Source organism: Stenotrophomonas sp. 2201_Sma (assembly GCF_056486685.1).
Genome location: NZ_CM151329.1, coordinates 2,175,989 through 2,190,316 on the forward strand (window position 1 = coordinate 2,175,989; position 14,328 = coordinate 2,190,316).

The 14,328-nt window shown below is 67.2% G+C and carries 12 protein-coding genes; 5 read left to right on the plus strand and 7 right to left on the minus strand.

Going from position 1 to position 14,328, the window contains the following annotated elements; translation table 11 throughout:
* Positions 1 to 3: 3 nt before the first annotated feature.
* Both flgB and ACZLIF_RS10175 read right to left on the minus strand, forming a co-directional pair.
* A complete protein-coding gene (gene flgB, locus ACZLIF_RS10170; RefSeq protein WP_053517917.1) occupies positions 4 to 399 on the minus strand; it encodes a flagellar basal body rod protein FlgB in 396 nt (131 codons plus the stop codon).
* Positions 400 to 565: 166 nt separating this feature from the next.
* Positions 566 to 1,510, minus strand: a complete 945-nt coding sequence (locus tag ACZLIF_RS10175) for a chemotaxis protein (protein ID WP_053517918.1) — start codon at positions 1,508 to 1,510, stop codon at positions 566 to 568.
* Positions 1,511 to 1,639: 129 nt separating this feature from the next.
* On the opposite strand from ACZLIF_RS10175, the gene flgA reads away from it, so the two are divergent.
* The 4 genes from flgA (at position 1,640) to ACZLIF_RS10195 (ending at position 4,321) form a co-directional block, all read left to right on the plus strand.
* Positions 1,640 to 2,296 (plus strand): flagellar basal body P-ring formation chaperone FlgA, encoded by a 657-nt coding sequence (flgA, locus tag ACZLIF_RS10180; protein ID WP_111187003.1) that lies wholly within the window; start codon positions 1,640 to 1,642, stop codon positions 2,294 to 2,296.
* Between the two features lie 75 nt (positions 2,297 to 2,371).
* Positions 2,372 to 2,677, plus strand: a complete 306-nt coding sequence (gene flgM / locus ACZLIF_RS10185; RefSeq protein WP_053517921.1) for a flagellar biosynthesis anti-sigma factor FlgM — start codon at positions 2,372 to 2,374, stop codon at positions 2,675 to 2,677.
* Positions 2,674 to 3,012, plus strand: a complete 339-nt coding sequence (locus ACZLIF_RS10190; RefSeq protein ID WP_053517922.1) for a flagella protein — start codon at positions 2,674 to 2,676, stop codon at positions 3,010 to 3,012. The genes flgM and ACZLIF_RS10190 overlap by 4 nt, the downstream gene beginning before the upstream one ends.
* 91 nt (positions 3,013 to 3,103) lie before the next feature.
* The gene (locus ACZLIF_RS10195; RefSeq protein ID WP_065175707.1) at positions 3,104 to 4,321 is read left to right on the plus strand and encodes an ATP-binding protein; all 1,218 of its coding nucleotides are present in this window, start codon (positions 3,104 to 3,106) and stop codon (positions 4,319 to 4,321) included.
* A 54-nt stretch (positions 4,322 to 4,375) separates the two neighbouring features.
* Here the strand turns inward: ACZLIF_RS10195 and ACZLIF_RS10200 are convergent, their stop codons facing one another.
* Both ACZLIF_RS10200 and ACZLIF_RS10205 read right to left on the minus strand, forming a co-directional pair.
* Positions 4,376 to 6,151, minus strand: a complete 1,776-nt coding sequence (locus tag ACZLIF_RS10200; RefSeq protein WP_053517925.1) for an EAL domain-containing protein — start codon at positions 6,149 to 6,151, stop codon at positions 4,376 to 4,378.
* A gap of 4 nt (positions 6,152 to 6,155) precedes the next feature.
* Positions 6,156 to 8,258 carry a sensor histidine kinase gene (locus ACZLIF_RS10205; RefSeq protein ID WP_128988561.1) on the minus strand — a complete coding sequence of 701 codons (2,103 nt, stop codon included), beginning with the start codon at positions 8,256 to 8,258 and terminating at the stop codon, positions 6,156 to 6,158.
* Between the two features lie 131 nt (positions 8,259 to 8,389).
* On the opposite strand from ACZLIF_RS10205, the gene ACZLIF_RS10210 reads away from it, so the two are divergent.
* Positions 8,390 to 11,152 carry a bifunctional diguanylate cyclase/phosphodiesterase gene (locus tag ACZLIF_RS10210; protein WP_053517927.1) on the plus strand — a complete coding sequence of 921 codons (2,763 nt, stop codon included), beginning with the start codon at positions 8,390 to 8,392 and terminating at the stop codon, positions 11,150 to 11,152.
* Positions 11,153 to 11,236: 84 nt separating this feature from the next.
* On the opposite strand, the gene ACZLIF_RS10215 is transcribed toward ACZLIF_RS10210, so the two are convergent.
* The 3 genes from ACZLIF_RS10215 to ACZLIF_RS10225 all read right to left on the minus strand — a co-directional run bounded on the left by ACZLIF_RS10215 (position 11,237) and on the right by ACZLIF_RS10225 (position 14,109).
* Positions 11,237 to 12,322, minus strand: a complete 1,086-nt coding sequence (locus tag ACZLIF_RS10215) for a GAD-like domain-containing protein (protein ID WP_164972368.1) — start codon at positions 12,320 to 12,322, stop codon at positions 11,237 to 11,239.
* Positions 12,323 to 12,601: 279 nt separating this feature from the next.
* Complete coding sequence (locus ACZLIF_RS10220; protein WP_128988565.1) at positions 12,602 to 12,820, minus strand: hypothetical protein; 219 nt, start codon at positions 12,818 to 12,820, stop codon at positions 12,602 to 12,604.
* 98 nt (positions 12,821 to 12,918) lie between these two features.
* A complete protein-coding gene (locus ACZLIF_RS10225) occupies positions 12,919 to 14,109 on the minus strand; it encodes a methyl-accepting chemotaxis protein (RefSeq protein WP_478462607.1) in 1,191 nt (396 codons plus the stop codon).
* Between the last annotated feature and the right edge of the window lie 219 nt (positions 14,110 to 14,328).

The following is a 14,328-nucleotide window of genomic DNA, read 5'->3' on the forward strand; positions in this document are numbered from 1 at the left end:
GGCTTATTGCCCCGTGATCGCGGTCAGCATGGAACGGACCTTGCTCTCGACGAAGCTGAGCGATGCGCGGTACTCCAGCGCGGCGCGACCGTAGGCGGCGCGCTCTGCATCCGGATCGACGGTATTGCCGTCAAGGCTGGGTTGGACACCCTCGCGCGCGATCTGGAACGGATTCAGGCCGTTGTTGATCGCGTAATGCTGCTCGTGGGTGGTGGCCATCAGGCCGTTGCCATCCTGTCCCTGTGCGCTGCGCAGGGCGGCGTCGAAGTCCAGGTCCTGGGCCTTGTAGCCGGGGGTGTCGGCATTGCCGAGATTGCTGGCGATCAGCTTCATCCGCTGTTCGCGCAACGGCATGGCCTGGGCATGTACGCCCAGGTAGTCGGTAATCAGGTTGCGCACGATGCACTCCCACAGGAACGTTGCCGGGGAAGCTGCAAGCGGTGTGCCAAAAGGTCGTGGGCGGGGCGGGGCGCCGCTACGCTCGCCGGGCACGGCCCGGCGCTACCCAAGGGGCGGCCAACATCCGGTAGCGTCGGGCCATGCCCGGCGGGGAACCCCAGCGGCCTCAGGCCGCCATCGCCACCTTGCGCAGGCGGTCCAGCACGAAATCGGCCAGCTCGTGCGGGGAGTACTTGGCGACGAAGGCATTGGCGCCCACGCGCTCGACCATCGCGTTGTTGAATACGCCCGACAGCGAGGTATGCAGCAGCACGTACAGCCCCGCCAGCCCCGGATGGCGCCGGATTTCCGTCGTCAGCGTGTAGCCGTCCATCGCCGGCATCTCGATATCGGAGATGACCATGGCGTAGCGGTCGGCGGGATTCTCGCCCGAGGCGTGGATCTGCAGCAGGTGGTCCAGCGCCTGCCGGCCATCGGAGAGCAGGGTGGCGCCGACCCCCAGCTGGTCCAGCACGCTGCGGATCTGCTGGCGTGCCACCCGCGAGTCGTCCACCACCAGCACCTGCAGCTGCGGGCCGTCGGCGGGCATGGCCATCTGTGGATCGAGCACGGCCTCGCCCCGGATCTGCGCGATGTCGGCCAGCACGCTTTCCACGTCGATCACCTGGATCAGCTCGCCCTGGAAGCGGGTGACCGCCGTCAGGTAGCTCGATTCAGCGCCGAGTTCCGGTGGCGGATGGATGTCCTCCACTGCGATGTTGACGATGCGCTCCACGCCGCTGACCAGGAAGCCCTGGATCGAGCGGTTGAATTCAGTGACGACCAGGTAGCCGGGCGAGGTATCGGCATCCGGCTCGCGCTCGGGATGGCCGATCGCCAGGCCCAGGTCCAGGACCGGCACCGAGCGTCCGCGCACATCGGCCACGCCGGCGAACTGCCCGGGCAGGCCGGGCACCTGGAACAGCTCCGGGCGCCGCAGCACTTCCTGCACCTTGAATACATTGACGCCAAAAAGCTGACGTCCGCCGAGGCGGAACAGCAGCAGCGCCAGTCGGTTGTGGCCGGCCAGGCGGGTCCGCTGGTCGATCCGGTTGAGCAGGTCATGGGACATGGCTGCTGTATCGGCGTGCGGCGGCGGGAACTTGAGGGTCCGATCCAGCGGCGCCGAGTGTTGCGCCGCGCATCGCACTGGCACGCCGCTTGCACGCGTCCGGGCCAGGTCCCATCGACAGGAGGCGCCATGCGCCCGATCTCCTCCATCCTGGCAGTCGCACTGGCCGTTGCCTCGCCCTGGGCAGTGGCCGCCGACTGGCAGCCGGTGGCCAGCATCCGTGCGGCGGCGTTGTCGAGCCTGCCTGCCGGCAGCGAAGGCGAGGCCCAGGTGGCTGACGCGCTGCGTCTTCCCCGGTGCGGGGGAGCGCTGCAGGTGCAGCCGACAGCGAACACCACGGTCGAGGTCAGCTGCCCCGATGCGGGCGGCTGGCGCCTGTTCGTACCGGTGAAGGTGCGGCGCAACCAGACGGTGCTGGTGCTTGCACGCGGCATCGCTGCTGGAGAAACGCTGACGGCTGCCGATATCAGTACCGCCCAACGCGATGCTGCACGCATTGCCGGGGCCGTGCTGGCCGATCCCAATGCAGCGATCGGCCGCATCGCCCGGCGTCCGCTGCAGGCTGGAACGCTGCTGTCGAGCAACGACCTGGTCACCCAGCGTCTCATCAAGCGCGGAGACAATGTGGCGCTGGTGTCACGGCGCGGCTCGGTCGAGGTGCGCATCGCGGGCCGGGCGATGGGCGATGCCGGCGAGAACGAACGCATCTCGGTGGAGAACCTGTCCTCGCGGCGCATCGTGCAGGGCACGGTGGATGCCCGTGGTGACGTAATCGTGGCGCGTTGAATTCCCGCAAGATTTCCCTAAAGATCACGGCCCTGCGGCCGTTATCCCTTGTGAACGGCAACTCCAGGACACCCCATGAGCCAGAAAATCGACGGCAACCTGCAGGTCCCCCAGGCACTGCGCAGCGTGACGAACCCGGCCAGCAAGCCCGGCGTCAGCAGCGACTCGCCGGCGCGTCCGGTGGAGGCGGCCGACAGCCTGCGCCTGACCGGCGAGGCCACCAATCTGCAGGCCATCGAACGCGAACTGACCACGGCGCCGGCGATCGACGCCCAGCGCGTGGCCGCCGTGCGCGAATCGCTGCAGAACGGCACCTATACGATCAATCCGGACGCGATCGCTTCGCGCATGCTTGAGCTGGACCAGCAGCTGCACGGATGACCGCGGCGATGAGCGAGCCGTTGCAGCGCCTGGCGCTGGCCCTGGACGTCGAACGCCAGGCCCTGGTCGAGCATGACGTGCACGCATTGATCCGCGCCACCGGCGCCAAGCTGGAGGCGCTGCGTGCGCTGGAAGGCGCACCGCCGGTGGGCGAGGGCGAACAGCTGCAGGAGCTGGCCGAGCGCAATCGCGCCAACGGCGTGCTGCTGTCGCGCAGGCGCCGCGAAGTGAACTGGGCGCTGCGCCAGCTGGGCCGCAGCGAAGAGGCCTCGGCCTACGATGCCAAGGGGCAGGCCCACGCAGTCACCGCTGGCCGTCCTCTGGCGGTGGCCTGACGCAATTTCGCGCGGACCTCCCGGCTCGCAGGCTGTCGCCTGCGGCACGACCGCGTATATTGGGCGCCTGTTCGAATGCCCCTGAGCCGCCGTGTCCGCTGCCAACGTCCTGGTTACCGCCCCCCTTCCACCACAGCCGGTGCTGCAGGCGTTGCTTGAACGCCTGCGCGAGGGCCTGCTGCTGTTCACCGAAGACGGTCAGGTCGCCTTGGCCAATCCGGCCGCGCAGAACCTGCTGGCCAGCGACGAAGGCCTTCTGCCGGCACCACAGCGCCTGCGTCAGCTGCTGCCGCCGGACGCGCTGGAGCACGCCCGCCAGAACGGTCACTGGAACGGCAGCCTGCCGCTGGGCGAGGGCGTGGTGATCGCGCATCTGTACCATCACGGTCCGCCCGGGCAGGGCCACTACCTGGCACTGTTCCGCCACATCGAGGGCCAGGAAGACTACGAGCGCGAGCTGCAGCAGCGCCATGCCGAACTGCGCCAGGCCTACCTTCGATTGAACGGCACGCAGGAAAAGCTGCTGCAGTCGGAGAAGATGGCGTCCATCGGCCAGCTTGCCGCCGGCGTCGCGCACGAGATCAACAACCCGATCGGCTACGTGCACTCCAATCTCGGCAGCCTGCAGGAGTACCTGCGCAGCCTGTTCACCGTGATCGAGGCCTACGAGCGCGCCCTGCGTGCGCCCGACCCGAAGGCGCTCATCCCGGAGATCGACGACATCCGTGACCGGCTGGACATCGACTTCATCAGCCGCGATCTGCCACAGCTGATGGCCGAGTCACGCGAGGGCATCGAGCGGGTGACGCGCATCGTGCGCGACCTCAAGGACTTCTCGTACTCCGGCCGCGATGAGTCGTGGAAGCTGGTCGACCTGCACGCCGGCCTCGAGTCCACCATCAACATCATCTGGAACGAGCTCAAGTACAAGGTCACCCTGGTGCGTGAGTTCGGCCAGCTGCCGCTGGTCGAGTGCCTGCCGTCCGAGCTCAACCAGGTCTACATGAACCTGCTGCTCAACGCCGGCCATGCCATCGCCGAGCGCGGCACCATCACCGTGCGTACCGGCGTGGAGGGCGACCATGTCTGGGTCGAGTTCGAGGACACCGGTGGCGGCATCTCGCCCGAACTGCGCCAGCGCATCTTCGATCCGTTCTTCACCACCAAGCCAGTGGGCAGCGGAACCGGCCTGGGCCTGTCGATCTCCTACAGCATCATCAACAAGCACCACGGTCGCATCGATCTGGACAGCACCCCTGGCGTCGGCTCGCGCTTCCGCGTGGTGTTGCCGGTGAAGCAGCCGCGCTGAGCCGCCGCACGGCACAGGTGCACGGTAGCGCCGGGCCATGCCCGGCGGCCTCCATCACCGCAACGGCGGGCGATCCTCGCCACCGTCACCTGCGTCCATCGCCACCGGGCCGGCGTTGCTGCGGCGCTGTTCCTCGTAGGTACGGAAGGCCTGGTGGATGTGCTTGCGCAGCTCGTCGTCGTTCCATGGTTTGGTCAGGAAGCGGTAGATCGCGCCGCGGTTGATCGCGTCGGTCACCGTGTTCAGATCGGTGTAGCCGGACAGCACGAGGCGGATGGTGTCGGGGTACAGCATTTTCACCCGGCCCAGGAACTCGGTGCCGCTCATGTCGCTCATGCGCTGGTCGGACAGGATCACCTGCACATCGTTGATCGCCAGCAGATCGAAGGCGTCGCGCACGTTGCCGGCGGCGAGGATGCGGTAGCCGTCGCGACGGAACAGCCGCACCAGCGAGCGCAGCACGTTCTCTTCATCGTCCAGCAGCAGCAGGGTGCGGTCCGGTCGGGTCTCGGCGAATGCTTCCGGGCGCAGGTAGCGCCGGCGCAGGGTCATGCCCGCGGCATCGGCCGACATCGGTTCGCCGAACAGATAGCCCTGGAACACATCGCAGTCGTTGCGGCGCAGGAAGCCCAGCTGTGCCTGCGATTCCACACCGTTGGCGATCACCGTCATGCCCAGCTGGTGGCCCATGGCGATGATCGCACGGGCGATGGCGGCCTCGCGGTTGCCGGCCGGTGCGCTTTTGATGAAGCTGCGGTCGATCTTCAGCTTGTCCACCGGATAGCGCACCAGCGCGCTCAGGCTGGAGTCGCCGGTGCCGAAGTTGTCCAGGCTCAGGCTGATGCCTTCGTTGCGCAGGTTGGCCAGGGTCTCGTGCACGAAATTGACGTTGTTGGTCAGTGCGCTTTCGTTGATCTCCAGCGTCAGCATCTGCGCCGGCACGCCCGCTGCCTGCAGCAGCGACATCACTTCGGCGAAGAAATTCGGTCGCAGCAGCTGCAGGGTGGAGACATTCACCGCAATGGTGAAGTCGTCGAAACCCTGGTCGCGCCACAGCCGGGCCTGCTTGAGCGCACCCTCCAGCACCCAGGTGCCGATCTGCACGATGATGCCGAGCCGCTCGGCCGTTCGCATGAAGCGCTCAGGTACCAGCATCCCCAGCGTCGGCGACTGCCAGCGCAGCAGGGCTTCCATGCCCACCACATGGCCATCGCGTGCGCTGACCAGGGGCTGGTAGCGCAGCTTCAGCTCGGCATTGGGGATGGCATCGACGATCTGGCGCGCGATGATGCTCTCGCTGTGCGCGCTGGGCGGTGTGTCCACGGCATGGATGCGCACCGCGTTGCCACCCTCGCGGGCGGCCTGGTACAGCGCATCCTCGGCATGATCGAGCAGGCGCGAGGTGCTGCTGGCATGTTCCGGGCACAGGCTGACGCCCAGCTTGCCGGTCATGAACAGGGTGTAGGGCAGCACCGACAGCGGCAGTTCCATCTGCTGGCGGATCTCTTCGGCGAAGTCCTCCGGCAGCGGCAGGTCGGCGTCACGCGGCACGGCGATCAGGAACTCGTCGCTGCCATGGCGCCACAGCTTGCCGCGCCCGCGCAGGTAGGACTGCAGGCGTTGCGCCACCAGTACCAGCGCCTGGTCACCCACTTCCGCACTCATGTTCTCGTTGACCGACGCGAAGTGGTCGATGTCCACATGCATCAGCATCAGCGGCGTGCCACCCGAAGCGGCTTCGGCCACCATCGCCTGCAGCTCGGGATTGCCGGCGCCAAGGCGGTCAGGGGCATCGTCGATGCTGACCAGCGGCAGATTGGGATTCCACATAGGCTCAGTAATCCGGTGTTTCGACGGCAGCCGCGCAGGCCGCCTGGTAGGGAAGATGGACATCGACCAGGGTGCCGGCGCCGTGCGCCGACTCGATGCGCACGTGGCCGCCCACGCTCTGCGCACGTTCGCGCATGACGATCAGGCCCAGGCCGCGCGGGCCGTCAGGGTCGAAACCCTCGCCGTCGTCGCGGATCTGCAGGTGCAGCCCGCGCTGGCCGACATCACGCAGCTGCAGCTGCACCTGGCTGGCGCGGGCGTGGCGCAGTACGTTGGTCAGGCTTTCCTGGGCGATGCGGAAGCAGGCCTGCTCGATGCTGTTGTCGGGCCGATGCGGCAGGGGCTCGATTTCGGCCAGCAGTTCCACCGGTGAGGAGCGGAACAGTACCCGTGCCTGCCAGCTCAGTGCCGCCTCCAGGCCCAGCGCATCCAGCTGTGGAGGCCGCAGCAGGGTGGAGATGTCACGCAGCTTGGCCACCGTGGTGTCGGCCAGGCTGACGATCTGTGCCAGATCCTCGCTGCGGCGCTTCGGATCGTCTTCGTCCTGCGCGGCATAGGCGGAGAGCTTGATGGCGGTGATGGCCTGCCCGATGTCATCGTGCAGGTCGCGCGAGATCGCGCGGCGCTCGTCCTCCTGCAGCGAGAACAACCGGCCGGCCATGGCCTGTAGTTCGCGGTTGCTGGTCTCCAGCGCACTGCGGGTGCGCTCGGAATCGCTCAGGTCACGCACGATCAGCAGCTTGCAGTCGCGACCGCCGTAGCGGACTTCGCCCACGGCCAGGCCGGCGTGGAAGCTGCGGCCATCGGCACGCTGCATCGCCACCACGCTGCTGTGGCCGGGGCCGTGCTGGGGCTGGCCGGCCCGGAGCTGCACGCGTACCCGCGCCAGATCGCTGTCGGCGACCAGAGCCGCCAGCGGCTCGCCGAGCAGGGCATGGCCGCCATAGCCGAACAGACTCGCGGCCCAGGCGTTGGCGTACAGCACGTGCTCCTCGAAGAGGATGACCACGCCGTCCGGCAGTACACGCACCAGTTCGCGGAACTGTTCCTCACGTTCGCGCAGCAGCCGCCGCGACTGCTCGCGCTCGGTCACGTCCTGCAGGGTGCCGAGCACACGGTCTCGGCCGGCCTCGTCAACGCCGCTGGCCGCGCGCAGGTGCACCATCAACGCGCGGCCATCCATCGACAGCAGCGGCAGCAGCACGTCCACCTGCACCGGTTCGCCGGAACACAGTTCGGCCAGCAGCTGGTCGGCCTGCGCGGCGGTGGCCGGATCGGCCGCCACCAGCAGTTCGTCGAAGCGATGCCAGCGGCGGGCTTCCGGCGGGCGCCGGCCGAGCAGGCGATAGACCTGGCTGGAGTACCGGCCCAGCCCACTGGAGGGGTCCAGTTCCCAGGCGCCGATCTTCGCCAGCTCATGCGCTTCCTCCACCCGTGCCAGTGCCTGGTCCCGGCGCAGCTGTGCAAGGTCCTCGGCGGTGCGATCGATGGCAATCAGCAGGCGTGCGTTGTGGCCGTCGTAACCGATTGCGTTCGAGCGCAGCTCCATCTGCCGCAGGCTGCCATCGCGCAGCTGCAGCTGCGCCCGCAGGATGCACAGCTGCTCGGGCGCCTCCCGGATGGCTTCGAGCTTGGTCTGCAGCGCCTGGCCCTGGCCGGGCGGCCAGAGCACGTCGATGGTGCGCTCAAGCAGTTCCTCGCGCTCCCAGCCGAAGGCGCTGCAGGCCGCAGGATTGGCATCGAGAATGGCCAGGCTGTCCAGATCGTAGACCAGGATCGGCCCGGGATTGCCCTCGAACATCTGCCGCAGGCGCAGCTCGGAGGCCTGCAGGCGGGCATGGGTGAGCAGCACGTGCTCGGCCAGCGGCCGCAGCAGCAGGTACAGCAGCCCGGCGCTGGCCAGGGCGAAGAACGACCCTTTCAGGCTTTGCCACAGTGATGCCTGGTACGGATCGGGTACCAGCAGCTGCACGGCGCTGTCGGTGGCGATCATCCAGGCCAGGGCCATCGCCAGGTAACTCAGCACGATCCGCCGACGATCGCGGCCCAGCGATTGGGCCATCCGCGGGTCGGGAACAGGGGCGGTGCCGGTCGGTTCTGCGGGCATGGACAGGGCAGCAGGTAGGGGCGCCGGCCATCTTACCGCGCAGGTGCCCCGTAGCCACTCAATTATCCGCCGCAGGCGCCGTTAACCACTGCGTGCCCCGCTGTCGGGCGTTTCATCCGGAGCAAGATCGCGTGGACCAAGGGATCATCGCCAGCCTGCTGCAGCATCCGCTCGCGTCGGCGCTGGTCATCGTCGACCGCACTGGCCGTCCGCTGGCGGCCAATCCGGCCGCGCGCGAGCATGGCCTGCCGGCGACGGTCGCGGCCTACGCGCCGATGCTGGAGGACCTGCGTCTGCTGGCCGCCGACGGTGGCATTGTTGCGTGCAGCCTGCCGGGAGGGCCGCGCGGGCATTACGACGGCCACCTGCGCGCCGTGCATGACGGCGCCGGCAATCTGCTGGCCTTCACCCTGAGCGTGCCGGAACCGGTGCCGCTGGCGGGTGGCGGACGCTGGGAACTGGCGCTGGACAGCGCTGGCCACAGTCTGTGGGACTGGGATATTCCCAGCGATCGCGTCACCCGCACCCCTGGCCTGGGCGAAGAGACCGCCAGCGGAATGCTGGCGCGCGTGCACGGCGAGGACATCGGCCACGTGCGCGCCGCGCTGGATCAGCACCTGCGTGGAACCAGCGACCAGTACAGCGCACAGTTCCGCTTCCGACAGCCCGACGGGCAGTGGCGCTGGGTGCTTGATCGTGGCCGCGTGGTCGCGCGCACTGCCGACGGCCAGCCGCTGCGGATGGTCGGCACCCACACCGACATCGAACAGCAGAAGCAGCTGGAGGCGTTGCTGCACGAACAGCAGGTGCACCTGAGCGAGGCGCAGCGCATCGCCAGCATGGGCAGCTGGTCGTTCGATCCAGGCACGGGCTCCTTCTGGTGGTCGCCCGAACTGCGTTCGCTGCTCGCACTTGAGCCCGGCAACGTGCCCGGCCAGCGACGCTGGCTCAAGCAGCTGCATCCGCGTTCACGCGGAGCGCTGCGGGCAGCCTGGCGCCGCTTGTGGCGCGATGGCCGCTCCGCCAGCCTCGAGCTGGAGCTGGCCCGCGGCAGCGGCGAACCATCGCTGCATCTGCGGCTGTGGATGCAGCCGCTGCTGGACGGCGAGGGCCAGCCCAAGCGGCTGCTGGGCCAGGTGCAGAACATCACCGAACAGCACCAGACCGATGCGCTGATCCGCTGGCGTACCGAGCTGCTCAACCGCGTTTCGGCCCTGGGCCGCATCGGAGGGTGCGAGATCGAGGTGCAGACCCGGCACATGCAATGGACCGAAGAGTGCTATCGCATCCACGGACTGCGCAAGGAGCCGATCACTCTGGACCAAGCGTTGGCGCTGTACACCGAGGACTCGCGCAGCGCGTTCGAGGCGGCGCTGGGCCGGATTGCCGGTGGCGGCCTGCCCGAGCAGCTGGATCTCTGCTTCTATCGTCAATCCGGCCTGCGCGTATGGGTGCAGGTGCTGATCGAGCTGGATCGGCGCGATGGCCTGCCGCCACGTTTCGTGGTGCTGTTCCGTGACATCACGCGAGAGCGCGAGGCCAATGAGCGCATCGAGCTGCTGGCCCATTACGACCTGCTGACCGGCCTGCCGAACCGGGTGCTGCTGGGCGAGCAGACGGCTGAAGCAATCGAGGAAGCGCGTGATCGCGGCACCTCGCTGGCGATGCTGTTCATCGACCTGGATGGCTTCAAGACCATCAACGACAGCTTCGGCCATGCCACCGGTGATGCGCTGCTGAAGGCGGCGGCCACCCGGCTGCACCAGAACCTGCGCAACAACGATCTGTTCGGCCGCTTCAGCGGTGACGAATTCATCGTGGTGCTGCGCGACCTGGCCGAACCGGAAGACGCTGGCCACGTGGCGCGCAAGCTGATCGGCTCGCTGGCCGAGCCGCTGCGCCGCGGCGATACCACGCTGAAGGTGGGGGCCAGCGTGGGCATCGCCATGCTGGGCGATACCCAGACCGATTTCGATTCACTGCTGCGCGCCGCCGATGCCGCGATGTATGCGGCCAAGGAAGCCGGTCGCAACACCTACCAGTACTACAGCCAGGACGCGCTGGCCCGCATCCAGCGCCGGCTTGAGCTGGAGCATGCACTGCATGGCGCGATCGAGCGCGAGGAGTTCAGCCTGGCCTATCAGCCGCTGCTGCACGCCCACCTTGGCGAGCCGCCGGCCATCGAGGCACTGCTGCGCTGGCATCGACCCGGCATCGGCTACTGCAGTCCGGCCGAGTTCATTCCCATCGCCGAGAAGTGCGGTGAAATCGTGCGCATCGGAGACTGGGTACTGAACGAAGCCTGCCGCCAGGCCACTGCCTGGGACAGAGCCGGTCTGCACTTCGACCGCATCGCGGTGAACGTCTCGGCCGTGCAGCTGCGTGATCGCGGATTCGCAGAGCGGGTGATCGAGATCTGCCATGCCCATGGCTGGCCGCCACAGCGCCTGGAACTGGAGCTGACCGAGTCGGCGCTGATCCGTGACACCGACATCCTGCGTCATTGCTTCGACGTGCTGGAACGGCACGGTGTGCCGCTGGCGGTGGACGATTTCGGAACGGGATTCTCCAACCTCAACTACCTCAACCGGTTCCCGGTGGGCCGCCTGAAGATCGACCGCAGCTTCGTGCAGGGCATGCTGCACGACTCGGGTACGGCCGAGGTGACCCAGGCCATCGTGCACCTGGGCCACGCGCTGGGCATGAAGGTCGTGGCCGAAGGTGTGGAAACGCACCAGGAAGAAGACATGCTGCGCCGCCAGGGCTGCGACGAGATCCAGGGCTACCTGTACTCGCGGCCGCTGAGCCCGCGCGACCTGGCGCAGTGGCTGCGCCAGCAGCATCAGTCACCGTCGCGCACGGACGCCGGCAACGAAGCGTTGCTGGTGCGTTGACGATTTGCGCTGTCCGGCACGTGCTCTGGTAGGTGCCGACCTTGGTCGGCATGCACGCAGGTACATCCCTCCATGTGTCAGCAGTCAGCGACGCTGCGCAAGCTCTGCGAGCACATCCAGCGCCTTGCGTTTCACCAGGCGGTCTATCCGCCAGCCGTGCTCTGGCACGGGCTCCGTCGAGGTGTAGATCTCTCCGTCGCCCAGCGGCCCCAACATCTCACGGACTCGCCAGAACATTGGCTCCTCGTCCTCGGTCAGGACATCCAGCTCAGGATCATCCAATGTCAGCAGGAAGTCGTGCAGGCTCCTGTTGCGGACGGCGTTGCTTGCTGGGAGAGTCAGCGCTGCAGGCGCGCATAGGTAGCCTTCGTGTGGTTCAAGCGTGAGGTCGACGCCAGTCTTCTCGCCACAGATCAGCATCTGGCCGAATGGCGAGATCGCATATACATGAAGGTTGTCCTTGTCCCGCGGCGGACTGCCTGCCAGAAGGGCAGCCAGGACGGTTTCGTATTGGGCAGGATCGACCATAGTCAGTCGATCATCGTGATAGCGCGCCAGGCCGTCGCGCTGCCACAGTGCAAGTAATGCATCCGGGAGCCTGCCCTTCCAGAGGGCCAGGGCGGTGTCAGTGACAGGTGTACCTGGAGTGCTGGCGCAGAGCTGATCCAGAATGCTCTTCACGAAGGGATCGGATGTATCGGAATCCGAGACTGCCGAGCAACTCTCCAGCTGGTCCCTGGCTTCCGAATCTCCAGGCAGCAGGTCGAGAAACGTCAGCATGATCTCGGCTCTTGCAAGCTCCCGGCTCCAGTCCTGAGCTGAAATGACGACCGCCCTGTCTCCGCAGACGAGCAGCAATGTGCCCGCTGGAAGGCTCTGCCATGGCTCGTCCAGTACCAGATAGCGCTCGGGTGTCTCGTCGCCATCATCGTCCAGGACGATGACCTTGGGACCCTCCTGCAGGCAGCCCGCGGAGACCTCGACCGTTGCGTCGATCACCCCCGCGTCAGGGTCGTATGCGTCGATTGGAGCAGAATAAGGGTGCTGGAACGCTCCGAATGTCTGCAGCGCCTGCTGAAGCGTCGCGAGGGAATCGGGATCCAGGGTCAATGGGTCGGGGGCAACCGGAAGCTGCAAGGCAAGCGAAAGGCAGAGGGCGGCGCTGGTCATCGGGCTGGGCTGATTTGAACCGAAATGGGTCCGGCACGATGAAGGGTGCGTTGATCGCATTCCATGCAAGAAATCCGAAACTCATGAATCCCCGGAACCATCCATGCGTGGTGGGGAACTGTCATCGTACGCAATCGTCAGCTGCATCCGCAGCGCCTGTACGGGGCCGCTCCAGCTCCGCTAGAGGAGGAAAGACGCAGGGCCAGAAGCATCGGCCCGAGCACGCGTGCCTTCTGGCCGTCGCACATTGAGCTCGCCCCATCCACGCACGCCCCGGCACTACTTCAGGGCATCTCCATCCAACCCCAGGTCCCAGGCCATGCCCAGCAGTTCGCTGGCGGTACCGGGCGAGGGCGGGCGCGCATCGGCGAGCTGCTGCAGCTCGCGGATCTCCTCATGCGCGACCTTTTCCAGCTGCTGCAGCTGTTCTCGCACGCTGGCGTTGCGCGGGCGTTCGATGTCGGTGAGGGAGGAGGGCGGGGCGCTGATCAGGGCCATGGGGCGCGTACAGGATGCATTCGGCGGTGGATCACAGGCAAAGGCCCCGGTTGAGCCGGGGCCTTGCAGACTGCCGGAGAGGGCAGCGGACACGCGTGTCAGAACAGTTCGACGGTACCGGCGCCCATGTTCTGCTGGGCGACCGGCTTGTGCGGCGGGCGCTCCCATTCGTTGCGAAGTTCGCGCAGACGGTTGCCGGTGCGCTGCAGCGCGCTGGCGATCTCTTCGTCGAAGACGCCGCCATTGCGGTGCAGCAGTTCCTGCAGGGCCACCGCTTCGCGGTTGATCGCGGTCAGGCGGTCGAGGTGGGTATGTACGCCACCCAGCGCCTGTGTGGCGATATCTTCGAACTGCAGTGCGCGCACGGCCTCGGCGACGCTGCCGTCGATGGCACGCGCACACTCGGACACCTCGCGCATGCCTTCGCCCAGAGAAGCATTGATCTGCGCCACGTTGTCCAGCATGGCCGCTGCTTCCTGGCGTGCTTCGCGGGAGCGGTCCATGTCGCGCGAAGCCATGTGCGAGACCGTCTCGCGGACCTTGGCGATGGCGTCCTTGGAGCTGTGCGCCAGCTTGCGGATCTGTTCGTTGAAGGTGGTCGAGCGCTCGGACAGGTTGCGCACTTCGTCGGCGACCACCGCGAAGCCGCGGCCGGCCTCGCCGGCACGGGCCGCTTCGATGGCGGCATTCAGTGCCAGCAGGTTGGTCTGGTCGGCAATCGACTTGACGTCTTCCAGCAGCGCGAAGATGCCGTCCAGGTGCTGTGCCATCTGGTCGATGTGCTGCACGGTGGTCGAACTCTGGCCGCTGACCTGTTCCAGCGCTTCCACCAGCTGCTCCATGCGATGGCTGGCATGCTGGGCGAACCGCGCAACGTCGAGGCCCGCACTGCCTTCATCGCCGGCACGGTCGACGATGCGCGACAGCGCCTGGCTCTGCTGGCGTGACTTGCGGTTCATTGCATCGAAGCTGCCGCCCAGGCTCGATACCGCCTGGCGGATCAGGTCGCGGGCGCGTTCCACTTCACCACGCGAACCGTCGATTTCGTTGCCGACGAAGCTGCGCAGTTCGGTCAGCAGCTGGTCCTGCTCACGCAGGACGCGGGCCTGTTCCGGTGAGCGGTGCGCCTGGGCGCGCGCGGTCCACCACGCAAAGCCCAGCCAGCTCAGCGTCATCGTGGTCAGGATCGCCCAGCGCAGGGCGGCCGGCCATTCGAAACCGATGGCGAAGGGGAGCAGCAGGGTCAGGGCCAGGGGGGTGGCCAGACGGATGAAAATGCGTGAGTACATGGACGTTCTCGGGAGGTGCACGGAGGATGTATCGGCCGTGTGCCCCTTCTCTTTAACGTCGATGCGCTTTCTGAATGCGCCGGATTTCCGGCGCCGGACGCTCGCCGGGCATGGCCCGGCGCTACCCTGGCGGCGCCCCGACGGTCAGGCCATGCGGTAGCGCCGGGCCCCATCCCCGGCGGGTGAAGCAGTCAGGCCATGCGGTAGCGCCGGGCCATG

What these genes read in the sequence shown, in the direction of transcription:
- ACZLIF_RS10175 (WP_053517918.1), bottom strand. Translation starts at nt 1,510, where the DNA reads ATGTCCCATGACCTGCTCAACCGGATCGACCAGCGGACCCGCCTGGCC.
- flgA (WP_111187003.1), top strand. Translation starts at nt 1,640, where the DNA reads ATGCGCCCGATCTCCTCCATCCTGGCAGTCGCACTGGCCGTTGCCTCG.
- flgM (WP_053517921.1), top strand. Translation starts at nt 2,372, where the DNA reads ATGAGCCAGAAAATCGACGGCAACCTGCAGGTCCCCCAGGCACTGCGC.
- ACZLIF_RS10190 (WP_053517922.1), top strand. Translation starts at nt 2,674, where the DNA reads ATGACCGCGGCGATGAGCGAGCCGTTGCAGCGCCTGGCGCTGGCCCTG.
- ACZLIF_RS10200 (WP_053517925.1), bottom strand. Translation starts at nt 6,151, where the DNA reads ATGTGGAATCCCAATCTGCCGCTGGTCAGCATCGACGATGCCCCTGAC.
- ACZLIF_RS10205 (WP_128988561.1), bottom strand. Translation starts at nt 8,258, where the DNA reads ATGCCCGCAGAACCGACCGGCACCGCCCCTGTTCCCGACCCGCGGATG.
- ACZLIF_RS10215 (WP_164972368.1), bottom strand. Translation starts at nt 12,322, where the DNA reads ATGACCAGCGCCGCCCTCTGCCTTTCGCTTGCCTTGCAGCTTCCGGTT.
- ACZLIF_RS10220 (WP_128988565.1), bottom strand. Translation starts at nt 12,820, where the DNA reads ATGGCCCTGATCAGCGCCCCGCCCTCCTCCCTCACCGACATCGAACGC.
- ACZLIF_RS10225 (WP_478462607.1), bottom strand. Translation starts at nt 14,109, where the DNA reads ATGTACTCACGCATTTTCATCCGTCTGGCCACCCCCCTGGCCCTGACC.